General features: G+C 40.5%; 10 protein-coding genes. 3 read left to right on the forward strand and 7 right to left on the reverse strand.

Features of this window, described 5'->3' with window-relative positions; all coding sequences use genetic code 11:
* Window positions 1–38 precede the first annotated feature (38 nt).
* From katG to ACJVDH_RS13290, 4 genes are all read right to left on the reverse strand, one after another.
* Window positions 39–2,312: a catalase/peroxidase HPI gene (gene katG, locus ACJVDH_RS13275; RefSeq protein ID WP_443943889.1), complete on the reverse strand. Its 2,274-nt coding sequence runs from the start codon at window positions 2,310–2,312 to the stop codon at window positions 39–41.
* Between the two features lie 311 nt (window positions 2,313–2,623).
* Window positions 2,624–5,272, reverse strand: a complete 2,649-nt coding sequence (locus ACJVDH_RS13280) for a M14 family metallopeptidase (protein WP_443943890.1) — start codon at window positions 5,270–5,272, stop codon at window positions 2,624–2,626.
* A gap of 12 nt (window positions 5,273–5,284) precedes the next feature.
* Window positions 5,285–6,622, reverse strand: coding sequence for a RagB/SusD family nutrient uptake outer membrane protein (locus ACJVDH_RS13285; RefSeq protein WP_443943891.1), 1,338 nt, complete (start codon window positions 6,620–6,622; stop codon window positions 5,285–5,287).
* Window positions 6,623–6,632: 10 nt separating this feature from the next.
* Window positions 6,633–9,704 (reverse strand): SusC/RagA family TonB-linked outer membrane protein, encoded by a 3,072-nt coding sequence (locus ACJVDH_RS13290; RefSeq protein WP_443943892.1) that lies wholly within the window; start codon window positions 9,702–9,704, stop codon window positions 6,633–6,635.
* A 576-nt stretch (window positions 9,705–10,280) separates the two neighbouring features.
* Here ACJVDH_RS13290 and ACJVDH_RS13295 point away from each other — a divergent pair.
* The gene (locus ACJVDH_RS13295) at window positions 10,281–11,069 is read left to right on the forward strand and encodes an SDR family NAD(P)-dependent oxidoreductase (RefSeq protein WP_443943893.1); all 789 of its coding nucleotides are present in this window, start codon (window positions 10,281–10,283) and stop codon (window positions 11,067–11,069) included.
* Between the two features lie 216 nt (window positions 11,070–11,285).
* A complete protein-coding gene (locus ACJVDH_RS13300; RefSeq protein ID WP_443943894.1) occupies window positions 11,286–12,092 on the forward strand; it encodes a phytanoyl-CoA dioxygenase family protein in 807 nt (268 codons plus the stop codon).
* Between the two features lie 223 nt (window positions 12,093–12,315).
* Here the strand turns inward: ACJVDH_RS13300 and ACJVDH_RS13305 are convergent, their stop codons facing one another.
* From ACJVDH_RS13305 to ACJVDH_RS13315, 3 genes are read right to left on the reverse strand one after another with little or no spacing between them, the layout of a single operon-like run.
* Complete coding sequence (locus ACJVDH_RS13305; protein ID WP_443943895.1) at window positions 12,316–13,275, reverse strand: siderophore ABC transporter substrate-binding protein; 960 nt, start codon at window positions 13,273–13,275, stop codon at window positions 12,316–12,318.
* 9 nt (window positions 13,276–13,284) lie between these two features.
* Complete coding sequence (locus ACJVDH_RS13310) at window positions 13,285–14,538, reverse strand: DUF4374 domain-containing protein (RefSeq protein WP_443943896.1); 1,254 nt, start codon at window positions 14,536–14,538, stop codon at window positions 13,285–13,287.
* Between the two features lie 20 nt (window positions 14,539–14,558).
* Window positions 14,559–16,940, reverse strand: a complete 2,382-nt coding sequence (locus ACJVDH_RS13315; protein ID WP_443943897.1) for a TonB-dependent receptor plug domain-containing protein — start codon at window positions 16,938–16,940, stop codon at window positions 14,559–14,561.
* 258 nt (window positions 16,941–17,198) lie between these two features.
* On the opposite strand from ACJVDH_RS13315, the gene ACJVDH_RS13320 reads away from it, so the two are divergent.
* Window positions 17,199–17,624, forward strand: a complete 426-nt coding sequence (locus tag ACJVDH_RS13320; protein ID WP_443943898.1) for a Dabb family protein — start codon at window positions 17,199–17,201, stop codon at window positions 17,622–17,624.
* Window positions 17,625–17,648: the final 24 nt, after the last annotated feature.

Raw genomic sequence — 17,648 nt, forward strand, 5'->3', positions numbered from 1 at the left:
TTTAAAAATCACCAGCGTTTTTTAAGTAGCAGATGTTTCTATTTCAAATCGAACCGATCTGCATTCATTACCTTGTTCCACGCAGCAATAAAATCTTTCACAAATTTTTCTTGTGCATCTGCGCCGGCATACAGTTCCGCAATTGCACGAAGTTCTGCATGAGAACCAAATACCAAATCTGCCCGCGTTGCCGTCCATTTTGGCTGTCCGGTAGACCGGTCGCTGCCGATATAAACTTCTTTATCTTCAGAGAACGCTTTCCACGCAGTACCCATATCCAATAGATTGACGAAGAAATCATTGCTCAATTGACCAGGTTTTGTCGTAAATACACCATGTTTAGAACCATCAAAATTAGTATCCAAAACACGCAACCCGCCAATTAACACGGTAAGTTCTGGTGCGGTTAAAGCAAGTAAATGTGCACGATCGATCAGCAATTCTTCAGTAGACACCGCAAATACTTTTTTCCGGTAATTCCGGAAACCATCAGCGATTGGTTCCAGATAACTAAATGACTCTACATCTGTTTTTTCCTGTAAAGCATCTGTTCTTCCAGGTGCAAAAGGAACAACTGATGGAAAACCTGCATCTCCGGCAGCCTTTTCTACCGCAGCAGCTCCGGCCAGAACAATTAAATCTGCGATGGAAACTTTTTTACCATCAACCTGTGCACCATTGAATTCTGTTTGAATTGCTTCCAATTTGGAAAGCACTTTTTGCAGCTGTGCAGGGTTATTAACGGCCCAATCTTTTTGCGGAAATAAACGAACACGTGCACCATTTGCACCTCCACGTTTATCAGATCCGCGGAATGTTGATGCCGATGCCCAAGCAGTAGAAACCAGCTCACTAACAGATAAACCTGACGATAAAATGTTGCTCTTAAGTACAGCAATGTCATTTTCATCAATTAAGGTATAATCTACAGCAGGAATCGGATCTTGCCACAACAATTCTTCCTGTGGAACGTCTGGACCAAGGTACAGTTCTCTTGGGCCCATATCGCGGTGCGTCAGTTTATACCACGCTCTGGCAAATGCATCCGCAAACTGATCCGGGTTTTCCAGGAACCTTCTTGAAATTTTTTCATATTCAGGATCAAATCTTAAGGAAAGATCAGTTGTCAACATGGTTGGCAATTGCATTTTATTGCTGTCAAACGCATGTGGAATAATGGCATCTGCATTTTTAGCAACCCATTGATGTGCACCGGCGGGGCTTTTTGTCAATTCCCAATCAAATCCGAACAAATTCTCAAAAAAGTTATTACTCCATTGCGTAGGCGTGGTTGTCCAGGTAACTTCAAGTCCGCTGGTAATCGCATCAGGGCCAGCTCCGGAGCCAAAACTATTGCTCCATCCGAAACCCTGTTGTTCAATTCCTGCTGCCTCTGGTTCTTTACCTACATGATCTGCAGGCGCAGCACCATGCGTTTTTCCGAATGTGTGTCCGCCGGCAATCAAAGCAACGGTTTCTTCATCATTCATTGCCATTCGGCCAAAAGTATCCCGAATATCTTTAGCAGCCAAAATTGGATCAGGGTTGCCGTCTGGCCCTTCTGGATTTACATAAATTAAGCCCATCTGTACAGCGGCCAATGGTTTTTCGAGGTTTCTGGTATGTACATCGCCATCGGCATCATCGTCACTCACCACAACGCCGTGCGCTTTATGTGCGCCGTCAGATCCGTGTGCATAACGTAAGTCTCCACCAAGCCAGGTTTTTTCCGATCCCCAATATACCGATTCATCTGCTTCCCAGGCATCGTTACGCCCTCCGGCAAAGCCGAAAGTTTTAAAACCCATAGATTCAAGCGCAATGTTTCCGGTTAAGATAATTAAATCTGCCCAAGAAATCTTACGTCCGTATTTCTGTTTTATTGGCCAAAGTAAGCGACGTGCTTTATCCAGACTTACGTTATCCGGCCAGCTATTTAAGGGTGCGAAACGTTGTAAACCAGCACCAGCACCACCGCGACCATCACCAACCCGATATGTACCTGCACTGTGCCATGCCATACGGATGAACAATCCACCATAATGTCCAAAATCTGCTGGCCACCAGTCTTGTGAATCCGTCATCAAAGCATGTAGGTCATGCTTAACCGCTTCCAAATCAAGTGAGTTGAAGGCTTTCGCATAATCAAAATCCGGATCCGGATTGGATAAGGATGAGTTTTGACGAAGAATATTAAGCTTGAGTTGATTAGGCCACCAGTCATTATTTCTGGTTCCTCCACCAGCTACATTTTGTTTCATCGTACCGTTATGAAACGGGCATTTACTGATGTCGTTTAAGTCGTTTTCCATTTTGTTGGTTATTATATATTGAATACTCGATTGCCTTTCCTAATTTAAGAAGAACAGTATAAATGTAGGAGATTGTAAAACACATTCACAATCATTTAATTCTATAAATCGATAGCTAAAATCTATTTATCATGTACAAAACAGGCAAACCGGCCATTGGTGAGGTTTTTATCAATACATAAAAAAACATTTTATGTACTCAATATTTGTGGAGAAAATTTGCCAATTCAACCCTTAGGTGCAGAAATCAGGCATTAAATGCGAAGCAAAAAGGGCGATCAAAAATGACCGCCCAGAGAGAGAGAGAAAAGTTATCTGTAACTACCGTTTAAAAGGTTGCCGAAGAAAACAGCATTGAGAAACAGCCTGTTGGTACCGAGCCAGTATCCCCGATAGGTTGGATCATCTGCAAAAAGCACAACTTCTCCGCTTCCGATAGCCGCAGCGATTACAGCTGCGGAGCCGGCAATTTTTTCCACATTGGTTTTTGAAGAATATCCGTTAATAAATGGTTTAGCGGTGTATTGTGCCACAGTAGCATATTTATCTGCACTTGGCAATAATAACGTCGGTCCGTTTTTATTTACAAAAAGTGTTCTGGATGTAACACCAAAAGCAATTGGATGAGAAATATCTAAATCTGCCTGAAAAATTGCGCCATTAATCCTTTTAGCACCTTCTACATCTTCTTTACGTGCGAAATCTAACCTCGCATGAGCGGCTTTTGGTTCTTTTTGTGCTGCAACTTTTTTAGCATCGGCGTCAGAAATACTTTCTCGCGGTTGCGCAACTACTTCTCCCCTTCTTGCAAAAACATCGGTTTCAGAAAGTTTCTCTTTTACAATTCCTTGCTGCACTGCCCATGCTGTTGCGGTTTGGAAAGTAATTAAAGTTCCGCCTTCATTTACCCAGTTTTTAAGTTTATCAACGGTTGTTTTATCCCAACTGTTGTAATTCCCGCCGGGCAATACCAAAACTGTATAACGGCTAAGTTCAGCCCTTGCGAAGTTCTGCAAATCCAGCTTACTTACCGGAAGATCCAGTTGTTGATTTAACAAAAACCAAACCTGACCAGCTTCTGAGGCGGTTACACCCTGACCAAATGCAAGCGCAACTTCTGGCTTGCGAATAGCCTTTATATTGCTGCTACCCAAGTCTATTCCTTCTGCGCTAAAACCGCTGCCAACACTTTGAACATCAATATTGCTATATTTTGCCACCTGGCGCAACGCAGAAAATAAGGAATCTGGAGAAAGCGTTTGCCCAACTACCGGAACAACCAGTGTACCCGAAAGAAAAGCTTTTTTACCCGCCGAAGTATTTGCAGAAAAGGATTTAAAAGCCGTTTTTACCAGAATATTTTTTAGCTGAAGCTGATACAATGCTTTGGTGAAATTGTAATCGCCAGAATTGATGAGATACGCGTAAGCAGATTTTTCGCCGTTCACATTTCCGGATCGAGCAGATACTTGTTCAATTTGCTTCCCTTTGGCAAAAGCGGCGTTTAATTTGGCGTATTTTAATCCATAAGCGTGAATGATGCTCCAGCCGGTATTGTCATAAAAAATGCTGTCTTTCAAGGTGTTTTCTTCAAATATGGAATGTACAATCAAAAAATTTGGCTGCGCCGATGGTACCACGTAAGATTTACCTTTCTCAAAAGTTTTTCCATTTTGGGTGATGTTTCCATTAAGTTCATATACATCTACATGATGATCAAGTAATAACCCCAGAAATTTTTGCGTCAGGTTGACATCATTCTCATCTCCAAAAACGAATCCTTTTGCCGCATTTTTCTGCCCTTGATCCAGCGCGTATTTGAAAAAATCTTTCTGCACTTTAAACAAACCTACTTTTTCTGCAACAGCACCGCGTATGGTAGAGAAACTGGTTGTCAAGTGATTACGAATGGTAAATGCAAAAGTAAGGGGACCATTGCTGGATTCTTGTAAAATGCCACGTGAACTGGCCTGTTCAAAAGTTGCGGCTACAGAACCAAAAAATTTCGGATAAGTAGACCCGTATATTGGCGAAAGGTTGTCGTAATTTTCTTTAGTAAAATAGAATGAGCCGATATCATCTAACGCTTTTGCGTGATATTTGGCCAGAATAACCTGATACTCATACAAAAACTGCGGAATAATCGGACTTTCATGGCTTTTTGGAGTAGGCTCAAAATAATATGTGGCATTGGTGCCTTGTTCGTGGAAATCTATTTGCACATTAGGATACCATTTATGGAAAAACGCAATCCGGTTTCTGCTTTCCACTTGTACCAGATTGAGCCAATCGCGGTTTAAATCTGTAAAATAATGATTGGTTCTGCCGTTTGGCCAGGCTTCCTGATGTTCTTTATCCAATGGATCGCCAACGGGCGGAAAAGAATGATACGCATTGTGCCAGTTGGCGGCGCGGTCTCTGCCATCGGGATTTAAAGATGGGTCGATAAAAATGACCGATTCTGAAAGCCATTTCACCGTTTCAGCATCATTGCTGGCGGCAAGGTAATATACTGCAAGCAAGCTGGTTTCGGTGCTTGATGTTTCATTTCCATGCACGCCGTAACCCAGATGAATGATGATTGGTGCATCGTTTCCGAGAACAGCTTTATTTGGATCTGTTTGGGCAAGATGCGCCTGTCTGATTTGCTCCAGCTTCGCGAAGTTCGCTGGCGATGTTGCAGTAACGATTATCTGCGCACGCTGCTCGTAAGTCTTTCCGATTTCTTCTACATGGATGCGATCTGATTGTTTTTCCAAATGCCTGAGATAGGCCACGACCTGATCGTGCCGCGTAAAATAAGTTCCGATCGGATAGCCTAAAAATTGCTCTGGAGTGGTAATTTTCGCATCAAGCTGATTTGCTTTCGGGAAAAAGTACGCGTTTTGTGCGTTTAAATACTGCGTAATGCTGATCAGAAACAGCAGTAGAATGTGGGTTTTATTGATTTGTATTTTCATGTTAACGGGATTTTAATAACCTGGGTTTTGAGTTACATCAGGATCGGATTGTACATCGGAATAAGGTATCGGGAAGAGCCAAAAATTTCTATTGTTAATGCCCAAAACGGCACCTGTGCGCTCTGTACGTACCAAATCAAACCATCGGTGTGCCTCGAATGGAAATTCTACTGCATTTTCATCCTCAATAGCCTGAATAATTGAGGCTTGGGTAGTTGCTGCACTTGCGGCAACATCTGCACGGGCCCGTACTGCATTCAAATCTGTTAAGGCATCTGAGAGTTTATTTTGTTGTGCCCTTGCTTCTGCTCGAATCAAATACAATTCTGCAATTCGGATCAAATAAGAAGGATCTGTACTGGTTGCGGTGGTGTTGTATAAAACCCCATAAACAGTGCTGCCGCTGCCCGCAATAAGACTATTTCTTGTTCCGCCGATTGCAGGATTGTTTAGCTTTGCCACCAATGCATCTGAAGGTTTCAATGTAAATTGCCCGCCGGAAGAACTTGGATACCACAAATTCCAATAACTGTTCCGGTCGTTTACAGAATACGCCAGCTCAAGAACAGATTCTGCAGTTTGAAAAGGCGTGGTAAAAAAGGCCCTGAAAGGTTTAACCAAACTGTATTTTGTATTGCCAATTACCTGGCTTGCGAAATTTTCGGCATCTGCCCATTGTTTCCGATACAAATGTAAACGGGCGCGCAATGCTCTGGCCGCACTTTTCTGCGCTCGGTTTCTGGTGGTTCCATCTTCCGGCAGCAGCTGCTCTGCCTGAATTAGATCGGCCAATACCTGATCATATGTCTGATCTAAAGTACTGCGTTTAATGCCTTTCAAAACGCTTAAATCACTAGTGGGCTGCAATTGCAATTGTACGCCGCCCCAACCGCGGGCCAAATCAAAATAAGACAGCGCGCGGATGAAATACGCCTCGCCTAAAATTTTATTTCGCTCTGTGGCTGTCAATTGCGGATCATTCACCTGCGGCACATACGCAATTACACTGTTGGCAGAATTTATGGTTCTGTAAATGCCCTGATAAGCCGAAACCGTAATTACGTTATCTGTAGGAATGGCATTTTGATCCAACTGCAGGTATTCGCTCAGCGTTCCGTTAAAAATAACGTTGTCGGTTGTTATGGTTCCAAGCGTAGGATAACTTGACGCGTAATAACCTTGCAAGCGGTCATACGTTCCAATAATTGCCGCGCGTGCTGTACTCGCGTCTGTAATAGAACTTTCTGTAGGCAGCGCATTATTCGGCACTTCTTCTAAATATTTTTTGCACGAAATTGTAAGCAACACAGCAGATAATAGCAGTGTTATTTTGATATATGATGTTTTCATTTTGTTAAGATTAAAAAGTTACAGAAGCACCAATCTGAAAGGTTTTTGGTTGTGGAACAGTTGCCCAATCATAACCTGCAGTGTTCTGATTGTTGGATTGCGAGCTTACTTCGGGATCTAAACCTCCGTATTTTGTAAAAGTTAAGAGATTTGTTCCCTGTGCGTAAACACGAAATTTACTAATACCAATTTTCTGCAATACATCCTTAGGAAAGGTATAACCCAGCGTTAAGGTTTTTAGACGGATGAACGATCCATCTTCCAGATATCTTGAAGAAAGACTGGCAACATTTCCACCATAATTATTGGCTGCACCACCATTTTGAGTCGGGTTTCCGCTATATGTGGTTAAACGAGGAATATCTGTAATGTCTCCCGCTTTTTGCCATCTGTCTAGCTGTCTGGGTAAAAAACCAATATTGGCCTGGGTGCCACCATGTACCATAAAGAAATCGTTCATGTTCATAATTTTATTTCCTTGCTGGAAATAGAAAAAGAAGTTTAAATCAAATCCTTTGTAACTAAAATTATTGGTTAAACCGCCGCTGTAGTTCGGCAATGCATTGCCTACAATTTGTCGATCTGCAGAGGTAATCAATCCATCTCCGTTAAGATCGTCATATACTGCATTTCCGGTTTGCGGATCTACATATAACTGTTTGTACAATTGAAATGAATTGGTAGAATATCCCTGGCGAAGGATAGAAATATTACGGCCGGATGCGCCTAAGCTAATATCTGACGCCAGCTTTTCAATCTTATTTTTATTGAAAGAGATGTTAAAATTTGTTGTCCATTGAAAAGCATCTGTTTCGATATTTACGGAGTTGATACCCAGTTCAAAACCTTTATTTCGCACTGCGCCGAAATTCTGGAGGTAAGATGCGAAACCAGAACGGTAAGGCACAGGAACATTTAAAAGCAAATCATACGTATATTTATTGTAATAATCTGCAACTATACTCAGGCGATTTTTAAAGATCGAAAACTCTGTTCCTACGTTAAATTGACGGGTAGTTTCCCAAGTCAAATCCGGATTGCCAAGCTGCGTTGGCGCAATGCCCGGTTGTTCCAGATAATTGGCTCCAGAGGACCATAAACCTTGCGCAGCATACGCGCCAATTCCATTCTGATTGCCAGAAAGACCTAAACTTGCACGCAGCTTCAGCTCATCAAAAAAGTTCAGTTTTTTGATAAATTCTTCCTGACTTAATCGCCAGGCTACACCACCTGAAGGGAAATATCCCCAACGGTTATTTACACCGAATTTCGATGATCCATCTGCACGGATACTTCCGTCAATTGTATATTTGCCATCATACGTATAACTTAATTTGCTAAAAAACGACAGCAGTTTAGATTCTGCCCGCGATGCCGAGCCAGAACGTGTTGCCGCGACAGAAACAGAACGCAAGCTATTGGCTGCAAAGCCGGTTCCACTGGCACTAGTACTTTCGTTTAAAACCGTGTTAATGGTATTTCCTATTAAAGCATTCAGGTTGTGTTTCTTTCCTGTTCCGAAGGACTTCACAAAACTAAGTACCTGTTCATTGGTCAATACCAGGTTTTTATTCTCCATGCTAGAGGCCGAACCGTTAGTAGCAATACCTGCGCTAATCAGCGTACTGGAATAACTGTTGTCGTATTCGCTGCTGTTGTCTATACTCCAGCTGCTGCGCAATTTCAATCCCGGAATGAAAGTATATTCTCCAAATATATTTCCAATGGTTCTCCAACCTACTGCTTTGCTGTCTAAATTTTCAATTAATGCCAAATGATTATCAAAACTTCCGTAGCGCGCATACGTTCCGTCTGCATTGTAAATGGGCAGATATGACCTTGGAAAAAGTGCAGAATTGATTACTCCCGTTGGGTTATTATCGCTTCCGCTTAAATTTCTTTTTGATCGGGTAAGATTGATGCTGGTACCCACTTTCAGTTTATCGGTTAAATATGTATCGTAATTCAATCGAGCAGAATAACGCGTATAATCAGACGGCTTTACGATAGACTCTTGCCCCAAATAACCTAAACTAATATAATATGTACTTTTATCGGTTCCGCCTTGTGTAGATACTTCATAATTTGACGTTCGCGCAGTTCTGAACAATCCGCTGATGCGGTCATACGTTGGCTGACTATCCGGATTTGGAAATGGAAGAACAACAGTTGATGGATCAAGCCCGTTATCTCTGGCCGTATTAATTCTGGATTCGTTTGTTAAAAGCGCCACCTGAGGCCCTGTTGCTACGTCGAAAGTTTTTACGGCTGTAGACCAGCCTTGAAATGTATTGAGCGAAATATTTGCTTTGGTATTTCTTTTTCCACGTTTAGTGGTTACAATAACAACACCATTTGCACCCAGTGATCCATAAATTGCGGTAGCATTGGCATCTTTAAGAATTTGAATGTCTTCAATATCTGAAGGATTGATATCCGCAATGGGATTTGAAGCTTGTTGATTGCCCAAACCAGCGCTAATCGGATCGGCATTACTCACAAAAACACCGTCTATTATATACAAAGGATCAACCGAAGCATTGATAGAATTGTTGCCGCGAACTCTAAAGGTGATTCCTCCGCCGGGAACACCAGAGTTTGAAGATACCTGAACACCGGTTGTTTTACCTTGAAGCAGCTGATTGAAACCACCAGAAGGCTGATTTTGAACCACCGAACCGCTAATGCTACTAATGGCACCGGCAATGTATTTCCGCTCTTGTGTGCTGTAACCGGTTACTACAACATCATTCAGCTGACTTTGAACTTCTTGCAAACGCACCGTAACCGGACTGCCATTTACCGTGAGTTCTTTCTGATCATAACCAATAAAACTGACCAGTAATATGTAAGGGAAAGACTGGCCGGTTACGAAACTGAATTTCCCATCAGAATCAGTAGAAACGCTATGCGTGGTTCCTTTAATTTTAACTACCGCACCGGGCAAAGGCGAACTGGTTGCTGCATCTAAAACGACACCATTGAGGTGCGATTTTATTGTCGGATTTACTTGCGCTGTTGCAACAACCGACCAAAAGATGGCTAGCAGGCAATAAACGCTCTTTAAATAGAGATTTTTCATTGTTCTTTTTTAGAATGTGGAGACAAAACGCTTCCATTGCGCCTTGAAAAAGGCACTTGAGAAAGGATAAATTTGAAAAAAGGGATAGGCCGGTTTGGCCCAAAATTAAAGCTACATGCTGCTACACATTCGGCAATTGCCAAGCTGAAGATTTACTTGTGGTTTGATAACAGCATTGTACCGCTGCAAAGGGTTGTATTGCAGCTTGCCTGGAAAAGTTTGTAAGTTTGGGTTCATGATTAATTTATATTAAATCTATAGATTTAGTAGACAAATTAAAGCAAATATCTAATCTGTTCCAATTTTTGTTTTGAAGTGCAGGCTTAAATGGCGCCTTAAACCAAATAAAATTTTAAAAAAATAGATCTTACCAGGCAACAAAACAATTAAACTAACTTTTTACTTTCCAGTTGTTTTAAATATGCGCTGAAAAAAAATTTTCGAAGGAGATTCTCAATCTACTGATAAAGAAGCATTTTCGCGCAACCATCGGTTAGCAACTTTTTTTTTAATCCAATCGATCACAAAATATTTTTATAATATTGGATATTTACGGGCAACACCAGGCACAATAATATGGCAAAAACAGAAGAACAATATGCTTTGATAACGGGTGCATCTAAAGGCATTGGAAAATCTATGGCGTTGGCGCTAGCCAAACGAGGATTTAATCTGTTTCTGGTTTCCAGATCTGAGCAAGAGCTTAAAGATCTGGCCAAAGATGTACAAGCGAAATATGGTGTACGCGCCGAAACGCTGTCGGCAGATTTATCAAAAATTGATGGAGCAAAGCAAACTGCCGATTGGATTAAACAAAACAACTTGCCGCTACACGTACTGATTAATAATGCTGGTTATGGAATTTGGGGCAAATACGCTGATTTGAATCTCGAAGAACAACTGGAAATGTGCCATTTAAACATGGATACGGTTGTTTATTTAAGCCACGAGTTGATTCCTGTTTTAAAAAAAGCAGATCAATCTTATATTTTGAATGTAGCCAGCACTGCCGCTTATCAGGCCGTTCCAACTTTGGCTGTTTATTCTGCAACCAAAGCTTTTGTCCTTTCTTTTACACGCGCACTTCGTTTTGAATTGAAAAAAACTTATGTCTCGGTTTCTTGCCTTTGCCCCGGTCCTTCCGATACGGGTTTTGCGCAACGTGCAGGTATGGACGCACTTAGTAAAATGGCGGCACAATTTAATATGCAGCCAGATATTGTGGCAGAAGCTGCTGTAAAAGGTATGCTAAAAAGGAAATCAGAAATCATCCCGGGTTTTACAAACCGCATTGGTGTATATGCAAACAGGTTTTTACCAAAGGCATTCATAGAAAATATGATCTCCAGAATTTATAAAGTCTAAAATTATTTTTAATAAAAAACGAATTTAATTTCTTCGGGAGTTAAAAAAATACTACGTTTGTTTAAATATCTAGTTTTCCTATAGATTATGTATAATAAAACATTGCAGTTTTATTTCTCTTCAACACAGAACCACTCGCTAATGCGAATGTGTTGCTGTTGCGCATAACTTCCAATACAACCAATTCTTCAATTTCTAAACTTTAATTTCTTATTTATGGCTACGTCGTATCCAACCTTCACCCTATCCGATCAATTAACGCGCGAACAAATTGATTTTTTTAATCTTAATGGTTTTATCCATTTCAAAAATTTTATTACTGCCGATACCGTTTCGGACATTATCCGATCGTCTAAAACCGTAGAACGCACTTGGATTGATAAAGAAGTTAAAAAAGTAAATGGTGTACCAATTAAGTACGGAAAAGACTTAGACGGAACCCAGATTGTTCAGCGTTTTGCTTTTATTAACCAGCACCATCAAACCTTGAGTGGATTATTGCTTGATCCCCGTTTTGAGGGTTTACTTACCTTGGCCGGACACGGCGCAAGATTAGGCACCGAAGAAAAAGATGGTATGGTGCTGAATCATTACATCAATGGCCCGGAAAGTAAATTCACTAAAATGGGCTGGCATACTGATGGTTTGCGAGATATTTTCTACGGAGGAAAACTTAATCCAATGTTAAATGTCGGTATTCATTTAAGCAATCAAAAAATAGAAAATGGGGGTTTGAAAATTATTCCGGGAACACATAAACAAAGTATTTACCAGATGTTATTTCGTAAAAAATACTTTCTCGATAACGAGGCAGATGCAGAAGAAGTTTCAATTTTGCCCCAAGCAGGCGACCTGACTATACACGATGGTCGTTTGTGGCATCGAGTAGCACAATCCAGCGTAATTGGTGAAGAAAGCAGAAGACGTGTAATTTATATTCCGATAATTGCCGGAAAATATGCGCCGAAACATGAAAATAGTCCGACGGTTTTCTATCAGCGTTTCGCTGGCATTGTAAAATAATTATGCTGATTGTTCTGTTGTTTGGTTACCTGATCAGATCAGGAAAGCTGAAATTATCTGCGCAATTTTTTACAAAGCCTTTTCAAAAATTAACAGTATTCAATAAATCGGGAAACTAAGAAAAGAGCACATGCCTCCACGTCAAACGTTTAAAACGGACAAAAAAAGAGGCAATATCTTACTGGATATTGCCTAACTTTTTATGAGGCGATGTATTTTTGGGTTATTTATACAATCCGTAAACGTATTTGCCGATATCGGTAATCTGCAGTTTCGTAGAAAGCAAACCGCCGCCAGAAAGATACCAGGCATCGCTATGCAATAAAAACACCTTATTGTTTTTGAATGCTGCGCTTTGTTTAATATCGTCGTTTACAACTTTATCCAATCCAGAGGCTTCATGAGTAGTTGCTGCACTTCTGTCGATAATTAAAATATAATCTGGATTGAGTTTAGCGATGTAAGGTTCTTGCGCTTTTGGTTTACCTTCTGCTGGCGCAACTCTTGGCGAGCTTGATTTTGGCGTTGCAGAAGTATCCTGATAAGCAGATTTTAATCCGAGTATATCATATGCAAAACCAAATCTTGAATGGTCTCCATGGGCAACAAAACGATCATTAACATAAAGTACAGTCAATACTTTTTGGGTATCTGTTGCCGAAAGCTTACGTATGTTTGCAACCATTTTATTTAGTTCCAACAGTTTTCTTTCAGCGGCTTTTTCTTTTCCATAAAGTTGGGCAATCTGAAGAACATTTTTTTCGAAACTTTTCCAGGGTTCATTGGCATCTATACCAACAAAAATTGTTGGTGCAATGGCCGATAAGGAATCGTAAGCTGCAGCCTGCCTGCTTGAAATAATGATCAGATCAGGCTGCAACTTTCGCACGGCAGCCAGGTTTGGTTCTTTAAGCGAACCCGCCTTAACATATTTTTCTGATCTGTAATCTGCAAGATATTCCGGGATATTGTTTGGTACGCCAACAACCGGAATGCCAAGCTCATGATAGGTTTCTAATGTCCCCATATCAAAGATAACAACCCTTTTTGGATTATTACTTACTGTGGTACTGCCTTTCGAATGGATGAACACGGTTTGTGCTGTTGCACTGCCAATTGTGGCAAAAAAAAGGACAACGAGCATTTTGCTCATTATCCTTAAAGAAATTTGATTCCAATTCATATCTGCTTATTAATAGCTTAATCTGGAAACTGCAGATACACCTTCCGCTTCGATAACCAAACCTGCTCTGGCTGTTCCGGCAACCGGATCAATAGCGTATATGGTTGGTGAAGCATTTGTAGCAGTTACGGGTAAATAAAGTTTTCCATTTTCGGAAAAAGGCAATCCCGTTCCTGTGATTAATGACTTATCCGGGAAACCACTGGTTAACCATCTGAAACTTAAATCGGACATTTTTACAATTGCAAACTGCGTAGCGGGGGATGTTGAAGAATAAACCAGATCATTATACATCTCAAGTAAAAAGTAATCCTGGGTGATGTGGAAAACCTTGCGAAAACGGTAGCCGCCAGATTTTTCCTGAATATTGAAGTAGAAATTCGGATCAAAAATGGTTGCTCCACTTCTGATCAATAATGCACCGGCAGGTTTAGTAGTTGTTCCATCGTAAGAACCCGAGAAAACATACACATTACCGTTATCATCTTTTCCTAGCTGCGAATACGTTTGTGAACGCATACGCCCGGCTGAATAGCTTATTCGATTGTCGCGATATATTCGTTTAACTTGCAGATTTGCATCCATTGCGGCCACCCAGACACTATCCGGATAGGTTACCGCACCAATACTGCTTCCACCGGTTGCTGTTGCTGGCTGAGGTTCTGACATCACCACACTGGTTAAAAATTCTCCGTCCCCAAATTCCTCTATACCTGAGAATGTTGCTATACCTCCATGACCAGTAAAATTTTCAGTACCAATTGTTTTTTCGGTTAGGCTATTTCCATTGTTCAGATCGATGAAATCAAATCTTGAACCAATTTGTCCATTGGTTAAAGTTTGCCCGCTAACAGCAGTTACAATATAATTTTGAAAAGGACCATAAGTTGTAAAACGGGAGGTAATCTGAAACTCATTGCCCACAGGTGCCAAAGCACCCGAAGCATTCAGTCCGTAAGAGATTCCGATACCCGGATCACCCTGTGCATAGATTAAGCCAATTGCTGCTGTTGTTCCATTTGTTACCCAGTTGGTGTAACTTCTTGGAATTTCTACACCGTTACCAACTGTAGTTACGGATCCAGATTCGAGGCTTTCTGCAAGCAGCAAGTAAGTTCCGGTACCTACGTTTGCCGCAATGAAATACTGTCCACTGGTTTGGTTTGCGGTATTGTCGTTATTGTTCTTTTTACAGCTGACCAATGCTGCCATTAATGTTAAAGCTAAAATCCAGATTCGCTTTGCGTTGTTTATAATATTCATAGTAATTAATTTTTGCCTGATTATTTTGTATTGAATTTGGAGATGAAATACCTTAGTTTAAGCGAAAAACTTCGCCCTGGCTTTTGCAAACTGAAGTTATCATAGAGCATTACGTCCGTAATATCTCTTGCTTCAATTGCGATATTATACCGCCCATTTTTGAGTGAATAGGTTAGGTTTACATCATGATACAATTGTTCGGGCACAAAACTTTTTCCTGTCGCACCTAAACCTGAAGAGAGTAATGTAAACTCAGCGATGTAATTTAAGCTGTAACCGAGTGTCAAGCGATTGCCTTTTCCACCTACATTATGGAAATAAAACGCCGCATCTGCCGAACCGAATAAATAAGGGATATTGGGCATCCTATCTCCGTAAGTTACACTCAGTTGAGTAGAATTACTCGTGTAATACTGCTCTTTATCCAGCATTTCCTGATAGGTACCAGTTATGCCAAACATAAACCACTTTTTATAGTAGTACCGCAATTCGGCATCAATTCCGAGGTTGGTTACATAACCATGATTGGTGTAACTCCCAGTTGGAATACTTCCATTCATAACGGTTCGCCGAATATAACCCGCTATATCTCTATAGTAAAGTGTTGCATCAAAATAGACTGCGTGATCCCGATTAAATTTGCGTTTGTAAGAAGCGCCCAAATTAACATTATATGAACGCTCTGGGGTTAAACCTGCATTTCCGATTTCTGTAACCTGATCACCAAACAATTCAGTTTGTGTAGGCAACCGATAGGTTTTCTCGAAAGATGCTTTAAGTTGTATATCATGCAGAAAGTAAGTTCCCGCAAGGCCGTAGCCTAAATTACGGGTTACAGCATCAACCGGAATAAATACAGAACCTGCTCCGGCAGTTTGATTCTGATCAACCTGTCCGTTTATCTTTTGATAATAAAATTTACCAAAAGCAATCAGGTTAAATTTATCGTCTTTTTTATAGGTGTAAGACGCACCTAAAATATTTTTGAGTGATTGCGTGAGACTATTCTCTGCGGGTGTTGCAACCAAAGCTGCCGCATCTGTATTCGTGCGTCGGTAACCTGTAAATACGTTGTTAATGGTAAATAAATGAGTATCTCCTAAACGGTAATTCAGGTTTCCTGTTGCTGATGTATTGTTGTTAAAAAACTCTGCCAGTGTATTTACAGATTCTCCGACTGTTCCTGTAGTTCTGTACGTTCCATTCCAACTGTACTGTCTGGCCGCCGTATCTATATTTTGATTGTAGTTGCGGTTATAATTGGCATTTATGCTCAGATCCAGTCCATCGAAAAACAGGTTTTTCTTTGCATATTCTATAGATGGTGCAAACGTATTGGCTTGGCGCTCCCTTTTACCAAATGCAATTTGCATTACTGCCGAATTCTGAATTTCAGCGCGTTCTTGGCCCAGCATCAATCCAATCATGATACGATCCGCCCATGATTTTTTCACCACACCAACTTTTGCCATTATTGTTTCATTATTGTAGGCACCATTAAAGCGATTAACCCATTGACTATCTCCCCAATTTCCAGTATTAGTATTGAGAATCGGTACGTAAACCGGATAATTATTATCTGAATAGTTTTGAAATGCATTAACCTGAACAGATAAACCTTTCCTGGTTGTTATACCAAAATTTACATTTGATTTATGTGTATTGAAAGACCCGATTGAATAAGATGCATCCAAATAATTTGGCATCTGATTGGTCACAATGTTAATTACGCCACCAAGTGCGTCGGTTCCAAATTGTATCGGCACAACACCTTTATACACCTCTATGCGTTCTGCAATGGTAACCGGAATATTATTTAACTGGAAAGCAGAGCTGAAAGATTCCATAGGCATGCCATCCATAAAAACCTTTACGTGAGGTCCTGAAAAACCATTTAATGTTATCGACATGTCTGAGCCTACACCACCAGATTCACGGATTCTAACTCCGGATACCTGATTTAATGCATGTGCCAAGTCTAAAGTGCTATTGTGCAATGCGCGTGCATCAAGTGCCACAACATTATAAGGCGATTCTCGAACTTCTTTCAGAGCATTTCTTCCTGTAATTTTTACATCGGCAAGGTTTTGCCGGTCTCCTTCTTTAACGGTAAAGTCTTTGACCAAAACTTTTCCGGCAATAAGCGTAATCTGAGCGTGTCTGCGTTCGTAACCAACTCCGGATACGATGAGCTCATAGTTTCCGGCAGGTGCAATAATGTTATAAGCGCCATTTTTATCTGTTTCAGTTTTGTATTGTGTGCCCTTAAGAAAGACAGTTAAACCAAATATCATATCGGCATTCTCCGACTTGATGAATCCTTTAATGCTTCCTTGATTTTGTGCGACACCAATTGCAGCAACAGAAAGATTTAATAGCAGTACAAGTAAATATTTTTTCACTAATTTTATTTAGAATGTTTTTAAATTGCATCAAAAATACATCCCTTACGTTTACTCTGATATCGGAATCCGAACAAAAAGTATCGGAAAAGGAAATTTATGAAGGTTATGATTCTTCTAATACAAGACAGCCAACAAATAGAAGATTTCTGGTTATGTTATGAACTTAAATTTTGATAGATTCGTAATGCCTTCTATGTAAGCAAAAGTGAAGGTTGTACTAATAGTATTTTTAAATCCCTATTGAATAATCTGGAAATGGAAAGAAGATTTTTTATCAAAAACACTTTATTTGCTGGCGCAACTACAACACTGATGGCTGCCGGAATACCTGCTGCTTTTTCTAAAACGGAAAATGCAGGATCAAATACTACCGGACTGATTGTTCACTCTGTGTATTTCTGGTTAAAAAAAGGAATAAGTGCTAGTGATGAACGCGAATTTTTAAAGTATTTTGATTTACTGAAGAAAATTCCGGGTGCAAAGTCGTTACAATTTGGCAAAGCCGCAGCAACTACGCCACGACCGGTTACAGATAATACTTTCAACTACAACTTAATCATCACTTTTGATTCTCTTAAAGCTATCAAAATATATGAAACGCATCCCGATCATTTAAGAGGTGCCAAAGAATTTGAAAAATATTGGGATCGGGTACAGGTTAGGGATACTGTATTGAGTTAATCCTACAAGTTCAGTCAAGCATCT

This window comes from Pedobacter terrestris (assembly GCF_052343045.1).
Classification (GTDB): Bacteria; Bacteroidota; Bacteroidia; order Sphingobacteriales; family Sphingobacteriaceae; genus Pedobacter.

Coding starts and splice junctions, on each gene's coding strand:
- katG (WP_443943889.1), bottom strand. CDS start 2,312: ATGGAAAACGACTTAAACGACATCAGTAAATGCCCGTTTCATAACGGT.
- ACJVDH_RS13280 (WP_443943890.1), bottom strand. CDS start 5,272: ATGAAAATACAAATCAATAAAACCCACATTCTACTGCTGTTTCTGATC.
- ACJVDH_RS13285 (WP_443943891.1), bottom strand. CDS start 6,622: ATGAAAACATCATATATCAAAATAACACTGCTATTATCTGCTGTGTTG.
- ACJVDH_RS13290 (WP_443943892.1), bottom strand. CDS start 9,704: ATGAAAAATCTCTATTTAAAGAGCGTTTATTGCCTGCTAGCCATCTTT.
- ACJVDH_RS13295 (WP_443943893.1), top strand. CDS start 10,281: ATGGCAAAAACAGAAGAACAATATGCTTTGATAACGGGTGCATCTAAA.
- ACJVDH_RS13300 (WP_443943894.1), top strand. CDS start 11,286: ATGGCTACGTCGTATCCAACCTTCACCCTATCCGATCAATTAACGCGC.
- ACJVDH_RS13305 (WP_443943895.1), bottom strand. CDS start 13,275: ATGAATTGGAATCAAATTTCTTTAAGGATAATGAGCAAAATGCTCGTT.
- ACJVDH_RS13310 (WP_443943896.1), bottom strand. CDS start 14,538: ATGAATATTATAAACAACGCAAAGCGAATCTGGATTTTAGCTTTAACA.
- ACJVDH_RS13320 (WP_443943898.1), top strand. CDS start 17,199: ATGGAAAGAAGATTTTTTATCAAAAACACTTTATTTGCTGGCGCAACT.